Annotated in this window: 10 protein-coding genes, 1 rRNA gene and 1 pseudogene; 10 read left to right on the forward strand and 2 right to left on the reverse strand. The window is 39.4% G+C overall.

What is annotated here, in order from left to right; all coding sequences use genetic code 11:
* Positions 1–3 precede the first annotated feature (3 nt).
* Positions 4–111 (forward strand): 5S ribosomal RNA (gene rrf / locus ZA06_RS13890).
* A gap of 248 nt (positions 112–359) precedes the next feature.
* Here the strand turns inward: rrf and ZA06_RS13895 are convergent.
* Positions 360–1,184: a universal stress protein gene (locus tag ZA06_RS13895; RefSeq protein ID WP_053978102.1), complete on the reverse strand. Its 825-nt coding sequence runs from the start codon at positions 1,182–1,184 to the stop codon at positions 360–362.
* A gap of 151 nt (positions 1,185–1,335) precedes the next feature.
* Between ZA06_RS13895 and rimP the strand changes: the two genes are divergently transcribed.
* From rimP to infB, 3 genes are read left to right on the forward strand one after another with little or no spacing between them, the layout of a single operon-like run.
* Positions 1,336–1,800, forward strand: coding sequence for a ribosome assembly cofactor RimP (rimP, locus tag ZA06_RS13900; RefSeq protein WP_053978103.1), 465 nt, complete (start codon positions 1,336–1,338; stop codon positions 1,798–1,800).
* Between the two features lie 12 nt (positions 1,801–1,812).
* Positions 1,813–3,045, forward strand: coding sequence for a transcription termination factor NusA (nusA, locus tag ZA06_RS13905; protein ID WP_053978104.1), 1,233 nt, complete (start codon positions 1,813–1,815; stop codon positions 3,043–3,045).
* A gap of 29 nt (positions 3,046–3,074) precedes the next feature.
* Positions 3,075–5,960 carry a translation initiation factor IF-2 gene (infB, locus tag ZA06_RS13910; RefSeq protein ID WP_053978105.1) on the forward strand — a complete coding sequence of 962 codons (2,886 nt, stop codon included), beginning with the start codon at positions 3,075–3,077 and terminating at the stop codon, positions 5,958–5,960.
* Positions 5,961–6,033: 73 nt separating this feature from the next.
* Here infB and ZA06_RS13915 read toward each other — a convergent pair whose 3' ends face one another.
* Positions 6,034–6,420, reverse strand: a complete 387-nt coding sequence (locus tag ZA06_RS13915; RefSeq protein WP_053978106.1) for an SPOR domain-containing protein — start codon at positions 6,418–6,420, stop codon at positions 6,034–6,036.
* A gap of 294 nt (positions 6,421–6,714) precedes the next feature.
* Between ZA06_RS13915 and ZA06_RS13920 the strand changes: the two genes are divergently transcribed.
* The 6 genes and pseudogenes from ZA06_RS13920 to ZA06_RS13945 all read left to right on the forward strand — a co-directional run bounded on the left by ZA06_RS13920 (position 6,715) and on the right by ZA06_RS13945 (position 15,277).
* Positions 6,715–8,007, forward strand: coding sequence for a cytochrome c3 family protein (locus ZA06_RS13920; RefSeq protein WP_053978250.1), 1,293 nt, complete (start codon positions 6,715–6,717; stop codon positions 8,005–8,007).
* 29 nt (positions 8,008–8,036) lie between these two features.
* A complete protein-coding gene (locus ZA06_RS13925; protein ID WP_053978107.1) occupies positions 8,037–11,216 on the forward strand; it encodes a TAT-variant-translocated molybdopterin oxidoreductase in 3,180 nt (1,059 codons plus the stop codon).
* A gap of 33 nt (positions 11,217–11,249) precedes the next feature.
* A pseudogene (gene nrfD / locus ZA06_RS13930) lies at positions 11,250–12,671 on the forward strand (NrfD/PsrC family molybdoenzyme membrane anchor subunit); the annotation flags it as partial.
* Positions 12,672–12,710: 39 nt separating this feature from the next.
* Complete coding sequence (locus tag ZA06_RS13935; RefSeq protein WP_053978109.1) at positions 12,711–13,250, forward strand: DUF3341 domain-containing protein; 540 nt, start codon at positions 12,711–12,713, stop codon at positions 13,248–13,250.
* 83 nt (positions 13,251–13,333) lie between these two features.
* On the forward strand, positions 13,334–13,891 hold the full coding sequence (locus ZA06_RS13940; RefSeq protein ID WP_053978110.1) for a c-type cytochrome: 558 nt from the start codon (positions 13,334–13,336) through the stop codon (positions 13,889–13,891).
* Positions 13,892–13,915: 24 nt separating this feature from the next.
* Positions 13,916–15,277 carry a hypothetical protein gene (locus ZA06_RS13945; RefSeq protein WP_053978111.1) on the forward strand — a complete coding sequence of 454 codons (1,362 nt, stop codon included), beginning with the start codon at positions 13,916–13,918 and terminating at the stop codon, positions 15,275–15,277.
* Positions 15,278–15,279: the final 2 nt, after the last annotated feature.

A 15,279-nucleotide genomic window follows, 5' to 3' on the forward strand; every position in this document is an offset into this window, starting at 1 on the left:
ATTTAAGGCGGTTATAGCGACGGGGCTCACCTCTTACCTTTCCGAACAGAGAAGTTAAGCCCGTTAGCGCCGATGGTACTGCACCCGTGGGAGAGTAGGTCGTCGCCTTTTTTGAAGCCCCCAGCATTATTTTGCTGGGGCTTTTTGTTTTTGGGTACCTTGCCAAAACAATACCCTTCAAATAACACAAAAAATCTACTCTTAAAGTGGGGGTTTTGCATTGAAGGTCTTTATTGCTTTAAAAGCGATTTTAATGCGCTTTTGAAGGCTTTAATAAAAAGAAGTATTTTCCTCTACAGACAAATAAAAAACTTCAGCCAATATTGAGCTTAGATCACCCTTAAATTTGGGCTGCCTGTTTATATTTTAAAAGTAATTACGGGACGCTTTGCGTGGTTGACCAGGTCTTCACTGATCGATCCATTAAAGAAATGGGCAATTCCTTGTCTACCGTGTGTGCTGATTCCAATTAAGTCGGCATTGATTTCCTTGGAGAAATTAAGAATGCCATTTTCCACTGAGGAGTCATTGTAGATGTTCAAGGTGTAATTATCAAATTCGTAATCTTTGATGAAATCCAGGATACGCTGTCTGGCTTCTGATGTTGGTATGAAATTGTTTGCGGTGTTAACCATTAACAAGTGCATTTTTGCATTAAATTCTTTTGCCAAGGTTACCGCTTGCTTGTAGGTTTCTTTGTTGTCATTTTTAAAATCCGAAGCGAAAACAAAATTTTTTACCATGAAGTTGTCATGATTGTTTTTAATGACCAAAACAGGAATGTCTGAAGTACGTACCACTTTTTCTGCATTAGAGCCTATAAACATCTCTTTAATACCTGAAGTACCATGGGATCCCATAATGATTAAATCGGCATTGAATTCATGCCCTTTGTCTACTAAATTGCTAAAAGTGCCATCGGTTTGGACGTTTTCATAAACTGTTATGCCTTCTAGGTAATCTTTTGAAAGAAGTTCCTCAAATTTTTGGTGCGCCAATTTCATAAAAAACATGGCTTCCGGGAGCTCACTAGGGGTGTTCATAACGTCTACTTGTTGCAATGGAAGCTCAAGCATATGGAGCAAATAAATTTCGCCATCACGTCGTCGGGCCAATTGGGCTGCGACTTTCAAGGCGTTTTCGGCTTCGGCAGAAAAGTCGGTAGGGACAAGTATTTTTTTCATTGTTAGCATGTTAGTTGTTCTTCCTATAAAATTAAGAATAAAATTCGACATGCTATAGGTTGTGAAAATCAATATAAATGTTGTATATTTGCCGCGTTGTATGAGAAAGAATTAACGAGGGGACAAGGGGTCCCCTCTTTTTATACTGAAAATGTTTAAAGACACTGTAAAGGAATTATTGGACAAGGCATTTGAAGAACGCGAGGACTTGTTTTTGATTGATTTTGATATTGTTGGAGACAACAACATCAAGGTTGTGATTGATGGAGATGAGGGGGTTCTTGTTGAAGATTGCATTTTTGTAAGCAGAGCTGTAGAGCATAATTTGGACCGTGAGGAGCAGGATTTCTCACTGGAAGTGACCTCGGCAGGGGCTACTTCTCCTTTTGTGCACAACAGGCAGTACAATAAGAATGTAGGTAGAATTTTGGAAGTTAAAACCAAGGAAGGTCAAAAGTTGGAAGGCATGCTTGCTGATGTAGATTCTGAAGGGATCACCTTGGAATGGAATGAAAGAGAAGCTAAGGCTGTTGGAAAAGGAAAAGTGACAGTTAAAAAGGAAGCTCAGCTAAAATTTGACGATATTTTAGAGGCAAAAGTTATTATAAAATTTTAATTCATAGAAGTTATGGAAAATGTTGCGTTAATTGATTCTTTTTCAGAATTTAAAGACGACAAATTAATTGATCGTGTAACGTTGATGGCGATTTTGGAGGATGTGTTGAGAAATGCGTTAAAGAAGAAGTATGGTGACGATGACAACTTTGATATAATTATAAACCCAGATAAAGGAGATTTAGAGATTTGGAGAAACCGTGTGGTAGTGGCCGATGAAGATGTTGAGGATCCAAACCAGGAAATTGCTCTTTCTGAAGCTCGTAAAATTGAACCAGACTTTGAAGTAGGGGAAGATGTTGCCGAAGAAGTTAAGTTGATTGACTTAGGAAGACGTTCAATTTTGGCCTTAAGACAAAATCTTATCTCTAAAATTCACGAGCACGATAACACTAATATCTATAAGCAGTTCAAGGAATTGGAAGGTGAAATCTATACGGCTGAAGTTCATCATATCCGTCATAGAGCAATTATTCTTTTGGATGATGAAGGAAATGAGATAATTTTGCCAAAAGAAAAGCAAATTCCATCTGATTTCTTCCGTAAAGGAGAAAACGTTCGTGGAATTATTGAAAGCGTGGAATTGAAGGGGAACAAACCTGCCATTATCATGTCTAGAACGGCGCCTGTATTCTTGGAAAAACTGTTTGAACAAGAAATTCCTGAGGTATTTGACGGTTTGATTACTGTTAAAAACGTAGTGAGAATTCCGGGTGAAAAGGCTAAAGTGGCAGTTGATTCTTATGATGATAGAATTGACCCAGTTGGAGCTTGTGTAGGGATGAAGGGATCAAGAATCCACGGTATCGTTAGAGAATTAGGGAACGAAAACATCGATGTAATCAACTATACGAACAACATTCAATTGTTTATCACCAGAGCGTTGAGCCCTGCAAAAGTAACTTCAATTAAAGTAAACGAAGAGACTAAGCATGCTGAAGTTTTGTTGAAACCAGAAGAAGTAAGCAAGGCAATTGGACGTGGTGGCCACAACATTCGTTTGGCAGGTCAATTAACAGGTTATGAGATTGATGTGTACAGAGAAGGAGCAGAGGAAGATGTAGAGTTGTCAGAATTCTCAGATGAAATCGAAGGATGGATCATTGAAGAATTCAGCAAAGCTGGATTGGACACTGCTAAGAGTGTCTTGGAAGAGGATGTTCAAGACTTGGTGAAGAGAACAGATTTAGAAGAAGAAACAATTCTTGAAGTAATCAGAATTCTTAAGGAAGAATTTGAAGAATAACAGATATAAGTTTATATTACAGGCAATTTATGGCTCAAACAATTAGATTAAATAAAGTATTACGAGAACTCAATATTTCTATTGACCGTGCAGTTGATTTTTTAGAATCAAAAAACGTGGAAATAGAGAAAAGTCCGAATACGAAAATTTCAGAAGAAGTCTACGCAATCCTTTCCAGTGAATTTCAAACGGATGCCAGTAAAAAAGTGGCCTCCAAAGAAGTAAGTGAAGCGAAGCAGAAGGAGAAGGAAGAACTCCGTGAAATTCGTGAACGCGAATTGGAAGAGAAGGCTAGAAAGGCAGAGGAGAGTAGACAGCAAGTGGTTAAGGCTCGTGTGGAACTTAGCGGTCCTAAGCAAGTTGGAAAAATAGACTTGGATGGTCCTAAGCAGGAAACACAACCTGAAGAACCTAAACAGGAAGAAACTCCTAAAAAGGAGGAGGAAGCTCCAAAGGTAGAACAACCAAAAGAGGAAACTCCGAAGGCCGAAACCCCTAAAGTTGAAACTCCAAAAGTGGAAGAAGCTCCTAAGGAGGAAGTAAAGGCTGCAACGCCACCTCCGGCACCAACTCCAACTCCAACTCCAACTCCTATTGAAGCAGTAGCTCCTAAAAAAGAGGAAAAAATATCCAAACCTGAGCCAAAAAAGGATATTCAACCTAAAAAAGAGCCTGTAAAAGAGAAGAAGCAAGTGCAAGCTGATAAGCCAAAAGAATTCCCAGAAGGACGTGTTGAAACCAAATATCAAAAACTTACAGGTCCTAAAATTGCCGGTGAAAAGATAGACTTATCTCAATTTGAGAAGCCTAAAAAGAAAAAAGAAGATAAAAAACCTGCTGCAGGTACTTCACAACAAGACGCCAATAAGAAGAAAAGACGTCGCATTAGTAAGACTGGAACCGATTCAAGACCTAATAACTTCCAAAATAATAATCGCGGAGGTAACCAAAAACAAGGTGGCGGGTTTAAAGGAAAAGGAAAACGTCCTACTATTGTAAAGGAAGAGCCTAGCGAAGCAGAAGTACAAAAGCAAATTCGTGAAACTCTTGAAAAACTTCAAGGGAAATCAACGAAAGGTAAAGGTGCCAAGTACCGTAGAGAGAAAAGAGAGCAACATAGAGAGCAGACTGAGAAGAGCTTAGAGCAACAACAAGCAGAAAGCAAAATCCTTAAAGTAACTGAGTTTGTTACTGCAAGTGAAGTTGCTACAATGATGGATGTTTCTGTTACTCAAATTATCTCTGCATGTATGTCTCTTGGTATGATGGTAACCATGAACCAACGTTTGGACGCTGAAACTTTATCGGTTGTAGCGGACGAATTTGGATACCAAGTAGAATTTGTTACTGCAGATATCGAGGAATCTATCGAAGAAGAAGAAGATAGACCAGAAGACTTGAAGCCACGTGCTCCAATTGTAACAGTAATGGGACACGTTGACCACGGTAAAACTTCCTTATTGGATTACATCCGTGAGGAAAACGTGATTGCAGGAGAGTCTGGAGGGATTACACAGCACATCGGAGCTTATGGTGTAACCTTAGATAGCGGACAAAAAATTGCATTTTTGGATACTCCAGGTCACGAGGCCTTTACGGCAATGCGTGCTCGTGGAGCGCAGATTACAGATATCGCGATTATCGTGATTGCTGCGGATGATGATATCATGCCTCAAACCAAAGAGGCCATTGCCCACGCACAAGCGGCTAACGTGCCAATTGTGTTTGCAATCAATAAAGTTGATAAGCCAACAGCTAACCCAGACAAGATTAAAGAAGGTCTTGCCAATATGAATTTATTGGTGGAAGATTGGGGAGGAAAAATCCAATCGCATGATATTTCTGCTAAAACAGGTCTTGGAGTTAAGGAATTATTGGAAAAAGTATTGCTAGAAGCAGAATTGCTAGAGCTTCAGGCTAACCCTAACAAAAATGCTACCGGTACTGTAGTGGAGGCATTCTTGGATAAAGGTAGAGGATATGTATCAACTATTTTAGTACAAACTGGTACCTTGAAAATTGGAGATTATGTATTAGCAGGTCGTCATAGTGGTAAGGTAAAAGCAATGCACGATGAAAGAGGTAAGGATGTAGTAGAAGCGGGACCATCAACGCCAGTATCTATTCTTGGTTTGGATGGAGCGCCACAAGCGGGAGATAAATTCAACGTATTTGAGGACGAAAGAGAAGCTAAACAAATTGCAGCCAAACGTACTCAATTACAGCGTGAGCAGTCTGTAAGAACTCAACGTCATATTACTCTTGATGAAATTGGACGTCGTATCGCTCTTGGAGACTTCCAGGAATTGAACATCATCTTAAAAGGAGACGTGGATGGTTCTGTAGAAGCCTTAACGGATTCGTTCCAAAAATTGTCTACTGAAGAAATTCAAGTGAATATCATCCATAAAGGTGTTGGAGCCATTACAGAAAGTGACGTGTTATTGGCAAGTGCTTCAGATGCGATCATTATAGGATTTAACGTTCGCCCAATGGGTAACGCTAGACAGATTGCTGATAAGGAAGAAATCGACATCAGAATGTACTCGATCATTTATGATGCCATCAATGATCTTAAGGATGCAATGGAAGGTATGTTATCTCCAGAGCTTAAAGAAGAGATTACTGGTACGGCCGAGATCAGAGAACTGTTCAAAGTTTCTAAAGTGGGAACTATTGCTGGATGTATGGTAACCAACGGAAAAATCTTGAGAAATGCAGGTGTGCGTTTAATTAGAGATGGCGTGGTGGTTTACACTGGAGAATTGGCTTCCTTGAAACGTTTCAAAGATGACGTTAAAGAAGTAAGCAAAGGATACGATTGTGGTATGCAGGTTAAAAACTATAACGACATTAGAGAAGGTGACATTATAGAAGCATTCCAAGAAGTAGAAGTGAAGAAAAAATTGAAGTAAAATTCAATTTGAAATTATACAGAAATAAAAAAGCGACCATTTGGTCGCTTTTTTATTATCATGTGTTTTGGGATTATTTAATCTCGCTTTTTGGTTGGAAGATAAAAGCATTAGGGTAGTTTGCCTTTACTTTTATAAGGGCTTTATCAGCTTCCAAACGGCTTCTAAATGCACCTACTTGAATTTTGTAATGTGGAGTGTCATATTCCATACTTACTGGTATATCCTCATAGGTATCGCGAAACTCTGATCTTGCTTTCTCCGCACCTGCACGGTTACCCGAAAATATTTGAATTTTATATAGCTTAACGGTGTTAACATCCTTTTTGAATTCCAAAAGTTTGGTAATTTCATTGCTCTTATCCACCGTTACAATTCCTTGTTGTGCATGTATGTAGGAAACAGCTCCTAAAAATAAGCAGAAACCTAGTAGTGCTTTTTTCGTATTTTTGTGAGTCATGATTCTAAAATAGTTTAAAATGAATGGTTTATTTGGGTGTAAATGATTTAGTATTATGGATTTACTTGCGGCTAAAATATGAAAATATTTTCTAGAAACAGGTCGTCTTATACATTATTATATATGGGTAATTTAGCTTATTTAGAATGCGTATAAATTATCAGTTAACACTTCTGTAACATTTTTAGAATCCACTTTAAATGTTACTTTTGTGCGAGATTTTTATAACTGTATTTTTTTCTTTTTTGAATGAAAAAATCATACCAAAGTTTGGAAGATAATTCAACTATTAATATGAAACAGGTGATATACCGTAAATTGACCTCAAAGATTATTCGATTAGGGTTTATTGTTTTACTCACGTTTTCAACGTCTCTTAAGGCGCAAGAAGGAGATCCTGCGAAGGGGAAATCCTTGTTCAATACCAATTGTGCTGCTTGTCATAACTTAGACAAGCAAATGACAGGTCCTGCCTTGAGGAATGTGGAAGCTAGATTGGCAGATGACCATGGATTGGATCGTGAGTGGCTTAAGTCGTGGATTCGTAACAGTGCTGGATTGATTAAGTCTGGCGATTCTTATGCAAATCAAATTTTTGCAGAATTTAATAATACGCCAATGACGGCGTTTGCAACGTTAAGCGATCAGGATATAGCTGATATCTTAGCGTATACTGCTCAAGAAAAAGTTGAGCCTAAAGTAGACGTTGCTACCACAGGTGGAGGTGCTACTCAAGCTTCTGGTTCAGGTATTTCAAATGAAATTATTTTAGGAGCTTTAGCATTATTGTTTGCCTTGTTGGCAATGGCTTTGATTTTGGTGAGACAAACCTTAAACAAGTTTGCTGAAGCTAAAGGTGTAGATGTAACTGGTGGAGAAACTAGATTGCCATTATGGAAAGCCTTTGTTAAAAACCAATTCTTGGTTTTGGTAACTGCTATCTTTTTATTGTTGGCTAGTGCTTACTTTGTGTACGGTTACTTAATGCAAGTAGGTGTAGATCAAGGATACCAACCAGTGCAGCCAATTCACTTCTCGCACAAAATTCACGCAGGTGACAACGGTATCGATTGTAAATACTGTCACTCTTCTGCTCGTGTAAGTAAAACTTCAGGGATTCCATCTCTAAACGTTTGTATGAACTGTCACAAGTCTATTTACGAATATAACGGGGAAACTACCGTAGAACACAGCAAAGAGTTTTACGATGGTGAAATCCAAAAACTATATGCAGCTGCAGGATGGAGTGATGCTGACCAAAAATACACTGGTGAGTCACAACCTGTAAAATGGGTGAGAATTCACAATCTTCCAGATTTTGCATATTTCAACCACTCGCAACACGTTTCTGTTGGAGGAATCCAATGTCAAACTTGTCACGGACCAGTTGAAGAAATGGAAGTAATGTACCAACATGCTCCTTTAACAATGGGTTGGTGTATCAACTGTCACAGAGAGACAGAGGTGAAAGTTCAGGATAATGAGTACTATGCTAAAATCCATGAGCAATTGTCTAAAAAGTACGGAGTGGAAAAACTTACTGCTGCTCAAATGGGTGGTCTAGAATGTGGTAAGTGTCATTATTAATTTATTAAGAAGTAATTCAATTATATAATATGTCATCAAACAAGAAATACTGGAAAAGTGTTGAAGAGCTTAACGAGAATAGCTCTATTGTTGAGACGCTAAAACAAAACGAATTTGTTGAAGAGATCCCGACTGATGAGTTTTTAGGAGATAAGGCCTCCTTGGAGAGTTCTTCTACAACACGTCGTGATTTCTTAAAATACGTTGGCTTTAGTACAGCTGCTGCTTCATTGGCAGCCTGTGAAGGGCCGGTAATTAAGTCTATCCCTTATGTAGTGCAACCAGAGGAAATCATTCCTGGTGTTGCCAACTACTATGCAACTACCATTGCAGATGGATATGACTTTGCAAGCGTTTTAGTTAAAACCCGTGAAGGTCGTCCAATTAAAATCGAAAACAATGCTTTAGCTGCTGTAAATGGTAGTGCCAACGCAAGAGTGAACGCATCTGTTTTAGGATTGTACGATAGTTTAAGGGTGCAAGGACCATTGAAAGGTGATGCGGCTATCACTTGGAATGAATTTGATGCGCAAACAAATCAAAAACTTAATGAAGTTAAAGCTTCTGGAAAACAAATTGTGTTATTGACTCAAACCTTTGCCAGTCCTTCTACTTCTGCGTTGATTGCTGAGTTTGCTGCCAAGTTTGGAAACGTTAAGCACGTGCAATACGATGCGGTTTCTGAATCTGCTGCATTAGATGCTTACCAAGCTAAATACGGTGAAAGAGGTCTTGCTAACTACGATTTTTCCAAAGCATCAACTATTGTTTCAATAGGTGCGGATTTCTTAGGAGATTGGCAAGGTGGAGGATTTGATTCCGGATATGCAAAAGGACGTGTACCTAACCACGGTAAAATGTCTAGACATATTCAATTTGAATCAAACATGTCGTTAACTGGTGCCAACGCTGACAAGCGTGTACCATTAACACCTACACAACAAAAACAAGCTTTAGCAAAACTTTATACATTATTGGTTGGTGGCTCTGTATCTGTAGACTTACCAGAAGCCGTTGCTCAAGCAGTTGCAAATGCTGCTGCTCAAATTAAGAGCGCTGGTGCTAATGCTGTAGTTGTAACAGGACTTCAAGATGTAAATGCTCAAACTGTGGTATTGGAAATCAATAGCCACTTGAAGAGTAAAGCATATGATCCTAAAACAACTATCAAAACTAGACAAGGTAACGATAAGGCTGTAGCTGCTTTGGTAGCAGATATGAAAGCTGGTAAAGTTGGAGCTATCATCATGAGTGGTGTAAACCCAATGTATACCTTACCTAATGCTGCTGATTTTGCTGAAGGATTAAAACAAACAGATTTGTCAATTGCATTCTCTTTGAAGAAAGATGAAACTTCTGCATTGGCACAATATATCGCTGCAGCACCTCACTATTTAGAATCTTGGGGGGATGTAGAAATGAAGAAGGGATACTACGGGTTAACACAACCTACTATTCGTCCTTTGTTCGACACAAGACAATTCCAAGAAGCTTTATTGAAGTGGAATGGAAGTGCAACTACTTACCACGACTATATCAAGCAAACTTGGAATACGAGTGTATTAGGAGGAGCTTCTTTCAGTCAAGCATTGCATGATGGTGTGTTTACCACTAACCACAGTGTTGTAGTGGAAACTCCAGAAGGTGCTCACCACGAAGACAAAACTTTCGTTGGTGGTATCATTGAAGATGTTGCTGAAGGATTAGGTCTTAAGAAAGAAGAAGAAGGTACTGTAGAAACTACTACAGCTACTTCTGGAGCTGCCGCAGCAAGAGCTTTGGCAGGTGCCACTTCTCAAGGAATGGAATTGGTATTCTATTCTAAAACAGGAATGGGAGACGGTCAACAGGCCAACAACCCATGGTTGCAAGAGTTTCCAGATCCTATTTCTCGTGTGTCTTGGGATAACTACCTAACGGTATCCAAGGCAGATGCTGAAAGCTTAAACTTGAAAAACGTACACGTAGCTACCGGAGCTTTGGATGGTAGTTATGCCGATGTTACCGTAAACGGAACGACCTTGAAGAATGTTCCTGTGTTGATCCAACCAGGACAGGCTAAAGGAACTGTTGGTTTAGCATTTGGTTACGGTAGAACTGAAGGATTGAAAGAAGAAATGAAGACTGGTGTTAACGCCTTTACTTTATACCAAGATTTCAATACAGTTCAAAATGTAACGGTTGCTGCAGCTGCAGGAATGCATGAGTTTGCATGTATCCAGTTGCACAATACCTTGATGGGACGTGGAGATATTGTTAAGGAGACTACCTTAGAGATTTTCAATACGAAAGATAAATCTCACTGGAATGCTATTCCTATGGTGTCTTTGAACCACGAAGAAACCCCTGTAACATCTCCAGATGTTGATTTATGGGATGAGTTCGATCGTTCTATCGGGCATCACTTTAACCTTTCTATCGACTTGAACGCTTGTACAGGTTGTGGGGCTTGTGTAATTGCATGTCACGCTGAAAACAACGTTCCTGTGGTAGGTAAAGAAGAAGTACGTCGTAGCCGTGATATGCACTGGTTACGTATCGATAGATACTATTCTTCTGAAGACTCTTTCGAAGGGGATAATGAGAAGAAAGATAATATAGCTGGACTTGGAAGTTCATTGACAGGATTTGGAGAAATGGAGCATCCGGCCGACAATCCACAAGTTGCTTTCCAACCAGTAATGTGTCAGCACTGTAACCATGCCCCTTGTGAAACTGTATGTCCTGTTGCGGCAACATCACACGGTCGTCAAGGACAAAACCACATGGCTTATAACCGTTGTGTAGGTACTCGTTACTGTGCAAACAACTGTCCTTATAAAGTACGTCGATTCAACTGGTTCCTTTACAACGGAAACGATGAATTCGATTATCATATGAATGACGATTTAGGTCGTATGGTATTGAACCCAGACGTAGTGGTACGTTCTCGTGGTGTTATGGAAAAATGTTCTATGTGTATCCAAATGACACAAAAAACTGTTCTTGACGCTAAACGTGATGGACGTGTGATTAAGGATGGTGAATTCCAAACAGCATGTTCTGCAGCTTGTAGCAGTGGCGCTATGGTATTTGGAGATATCAATGATAAGGATAGTAAAGTAGCCCACCTTAAAGCGGATAACCGTATGTATCACTTGTTAGAGCACATTGGAACAAAACCAAACGTGATCTACCAAACTAAGGTGAGAAACACAACAGAAGCATAATAAAACAAACTAAGAAATAATTATAAAAGGATTATGGCGTCTCATTACGAAGCACCTATTAGAAGACCTTTAGTTACAGGCGAGAAATCATACCACGATGTAACCGTGGATATCGCCAAGCCAATTGAAGGTAAAGCAAACAAACAATGGTGGATAGTTTTTAGTATTTCACTTGTGGCTTTCCTTTGGGGAATCGGGTGTATTTTATATACAGTATCCACAGGTATTGGTACTTGGGGATTAAACAAAACTGTGGGCTGGGCCTGGGATATTACCAACTTCGTTTGGTGGGTAGGTATTGGTCACGCAGGAACTCTGATCTCTGCAGTATTATTGTTATTCCGTCAAAAATGGAGAATGGCAATTAACCGTTCTGCAGAGGCGATGACTATCTTCTCGGTAGTTCAGGCGGGATTGTTCCCAATTATTCACATGGGACGTCCATGGTTAGGATACTGGGTATTGCCAATCCCAAACCAATTTGGATCGTTATGGGTTAACTTTAACTCTCCGCTTCTTTGGGACGTATTCGCGATTTCAACGTATTTATCGGTATCATTGGTATTCTGGTGGACAGGTTTATTACCTGACTTTGCAATGATCCGTGACCGTGCGGTGAAGCCTTTCCAAAAGAAAATTTATTCATTATTAAGTTTTGGATGGACTGGTAGAGCTAAAGACTGGCAACGTTTTGAGGAAGTATCTTTGGTATTGGCCGGTTTGGCAACGCCACTTGTACTTTCTGTACACACCATCGTATCGTTTGACTTCGCAACATCGGTGATTCCTGGATGGCACACGACCATCTTCCCTCCGTATTTCGTTGCGGGTGCGATTTTCTCTGGATTCGCGATGGTAAATACCCTTCTTATTATTATGAGAAAGGTATGTAACCTTGAAGATTATATTACTGTACAGCACATCGAATTGATGAACATCGTAATCATGATTACGGGATCTATCGTAGGTGTGGCTTATATTACTGAGTTATTTATTGCATGGTACTCTGGAGTGGAGTATGAGCAATATGCCTTCTTGAACAGAGCAACAGGTCCTTACGCTTGGGCGTACTGGATGATGATGTCTTGTAACGTATTCTCTCCACAGTTCATGTGGTTCAAGAAACTTAGAACAAGCATCATGTTCTCTTTCTTTATCTCTATTGTGGTGAACATAGGAATGTGGTTTGAGCGTTTCGTAATTATCGTGACCTCATTGCACAGAGATTACCTTCCGTCTTCTTGGACAATGTTCTCACCTACATTTGTGGACATAGGGATCTTTATCGGAACTATTGGATTCTTCTTTGTATTGTTCTTGTTATACTCTAGAACATTCCCAGTAATTGCGCAGGCAGAGGTTAAGACGATCATGAAGTCATCTGGTGAGCGTTACAAGAAGATAAGAGAAGCAGGTGAAAGCCTAGTAGGAACAGGAGCAGACGCACGTACTTCTGGAAGTCAAGTTAACAACTCTAAAAACTAATTGCAGCATATGGAATCTTCATCAAAAGTAATTCACGCAATATATACCGACGACGATGTGTTGATGTCGGCAGTGAAGAAGGTAAGAGCTGAGAAACATCATATAGAAGAAGTTTATACGCCATTTCCGGTTCACGGACTAGACAAGGCGATGGGATTGGCACCAACACGTATAGCTATTGCAGCTTTTATTTACGGATGTATTGGTTTAACGGTAGCCATCACTATGATGAACTTCATCATGATCGAGGACTGGCCACAAAACATTGGTGGTAAACCTAGTTTTAGTTATATAGAAAACATGCCTGCATTTGTGCCTATCATGTTTGAGTTGACTGTATTTTTTGCAGCTCACTTAATGGTAATCACGTTTTACCTACGTAGTAGAATGTGGCCATTCAAGAATGCTGAGAACCCGGATCCAAGAACTACAGATGACCATTTCTTAATGGAAATCTCAGTTCACGGTAATGAAGCTGAATTGGAGCAACTACTTAAGGAAACCGGTGCAGTAGAAATTAATATAGTTAACAAAGACGAAGCACATTAATATGAAATGAACAAAGCGTTTTGGAAGTTTCTTAAACGCTTTGTGAGTTGCATCTGAGGACAATAAAAAACAGAAATTTACAGATGAAAGGCTTAATAAAAATAACAGTTTTATCAATTATAGCAGTGGCGTTTGTGTCTTGTAAGAAAGATTCAAGACCAAACTACCAGTTTATGCCAAACATGTACGAGTCAGTTGGATATGAGACCTATTCAGAGTCTGATGCCTTTGCAAACGGAGTGGAAGCTCAAGTTCCTGTAGAAGGATCCGTGGCAAGAGGTTACTTACCATTCGATTTTGACAACACTGCGGAAGGCTATGCCCTAGCAAAAACTAATTTAATGAGTCCTTTGGATTCTACTCAAGTAGATTTGGCTAAAGGAAAAGAACTATACGACATCTACTGTGGAATCTGTCATGGTAATAAAGGTGATGGCCAAGGCAACTTGGTAAAGCGTGAAAAGATATTGGGTATCCCTAGATATGACGATGCTGGACGCGCGATCACAGAAGGTAGTATCTACCATACTATATACTACGGTAAAAATGCGATGGGTTCATATGCCAATCAGTTAAGTGAGGAAGAGCGTTGGCATGTAGTTGCTTACGTTTTAGACCTAAAAGCGAAATTAGAAAAATAAGATTGATAAAGATTATATAAAGACATGTACACATTCTCAAATAGATTAAAGACATTCTCTATCGCATTAATGATTATCGGAGCGATAGGAGTTGTTATTGGTTTTATGACATCTCATAAATCTTTTGAAGAGGTAGAAGCCATAGTTGCTGCTGAAAGTGCCCACCACGGTGGAGGACATGATGCCGAAGCAGCTCATGTAGCACCTGCAGCTTCACATGACACACATGCAGCTGAAGGACATGCAGGTGAAGAAGTTCACCATGAAGATGCACATAAAAAGCATATAGAGCATGTGCAACACCAAATTGCCAACAGACCTTGGTCTGCGCTTTACGTAGCAGCCTTCTTCTTTATGATGATTGCACTTGGAGCTTTGGCGTTTTATGCTATCCAGTTTGCAGCTCAAGCAGGTTGGTCTCCAGTATTGTTCAGAGTGATGGAAGGTATAACGGCCTATTTATTACCTGGAGCAATAATCGTAGTATTGATTGGTGTAGCCTCTGGAACTATTGGGCACTACAATCTATTTGTATGGATGGATCCTGAAGTTGTAGCTAACGATAAATTGATCCAAGGTAAAGCGGGATGGTTGAACACTTGGGGCTTTGCTATTAGAGGATTTATCTTTATTGCAGGATGGTCTCTATACCGTCACTTTGCTCGTAAATTTTCTATTGCCCAGGATAATGCCGATGATAACAAAAACTTCAAAAAGTCTTTCCGTATTTCTGCAGCGTTCTTAGTATTCTACATCTACACAGAATCTATGATGTCTTGGGATTGGATCATGAGTGTTGACCCTCACTGGTTCTCTACATTATTTGGATGGTATGTGTTTGCTAGTATGTTTGTAAGTGCCATTACCGTAATTGCTATGATTACACTTTATCTTAAAAACAAAGGTTTATTGCCATTTGTAAATGATAGCCACTTGCATGACTTAGCTAAATTCATGTTCGGTATTTCTATTTTCTGGACATACTTATGGTTCTCTCAGTTCATGTTGATTTGGTATTCTAACATTCCAGAAGAGGTAACTTACTTCGTAACTCGTTTAGAGGATTACAAATTACCGTTCTTAGGTATGGTTGCCATGAACTTCTTGTTCCCATTATTATTGTTAATGAACAGTGATTACAAACGTATTCCTTGGTTTGTTGTTATGGCTGGTGTAGTTATCCTTGCAGGTCACTACCTAGATATCTTCAACATGATCATGCCGGCAACTGTAGGAGACAGATGGTTTATTGGAATTCCAGAAATTGGTTCAATATTGTTATTTGGTGGATTGTTCATCTTTGTGGTATTTACCGCCTTGACAAAAGCACCTTTATTGGCCAAAGGAAATCCATACATCAAAGAGAGTGAACATTTCCATTATTAATA

Origin of the sequence: Mangrovimonas xylaniphaga, from assembly GCF_001280435.1 — a bacterium.
Lineage (GTDB): Bacteria > Bacteroidota > Bacteroidia > Flavobacteriales > Flavobacteriaceae > Mangrovimonas_A > Mangrovimonas_A xylaniphaga.

Bases quoted from the DNA above. Each gene is read 5' to 3' on its own strand.
- infB (WP_053978105.1), top strand. From the start codon at position 3,075: ATGGCTCAAACAATTAGATTAAATAAAGTATTACGAGAACTCAATATT.
- ZA06_RS13915 (WP_053978106.1), bottom strand. From the start codon at position 6,420: ATGACTCACAAAAATACGAAAAAAGCACTACTAGGTTTCTGCTTATTT.
- rimP (WP_053978103.1), top strand. From the start codon at position 1,336: ATGTTTAAAGACACTGTAAAGGAATTATTGGACAAGGCATTTGAAGAA.
- ZA06_RS13945 (WP_053978111.1), top strand. From the start codon at position 13,916: ATGTACACATTCTCAAATAGATTAAAGACATTCTCTATCGCATTAATG.
- ZA06_RS13940 (WP_053978110.1), top strand. From the start codon at position 13,334: ATGAAAGGCTTAATAAAAATAACAGTTTTATCAATTATAGCAGTGGCG.
- ZA06_RS13935 (WP_053978109.1), top strand. From the start codon at position 12,711: ATGGAATCTTCATCAAAAGTAATTCACGCAATATATACCGACGACGAT.
- ZA06_RS13920 (WP_053978250.1), top strand. From the start codon at position 6,715: ATGAAACAGGTGATATACCGTAAATTGACCTCAAAGATTATTCGATTA.
- nusA (WP_053978104.1), top strand. From the start codon at position 1,813: ATGGAAAATGTTGCGTTAATTGATTCTTTTTCAGAATTTAAAGACGAC.
- ZA06_RS13895 (WP_053978102.1), bottom strand. From the start codon at position 1,184: ATGAAAAAAATACTTGTCCCTACCGACTTTTCTGCCGAAGCCGAAAAC.
- ZA06_RS13925 (WP_053978107.1), top strand. From the start codon at position 8,037: ATGTCATCAAACAAGAAATACTGGAAAAGTGTTGAAGAGCTTAACGAG.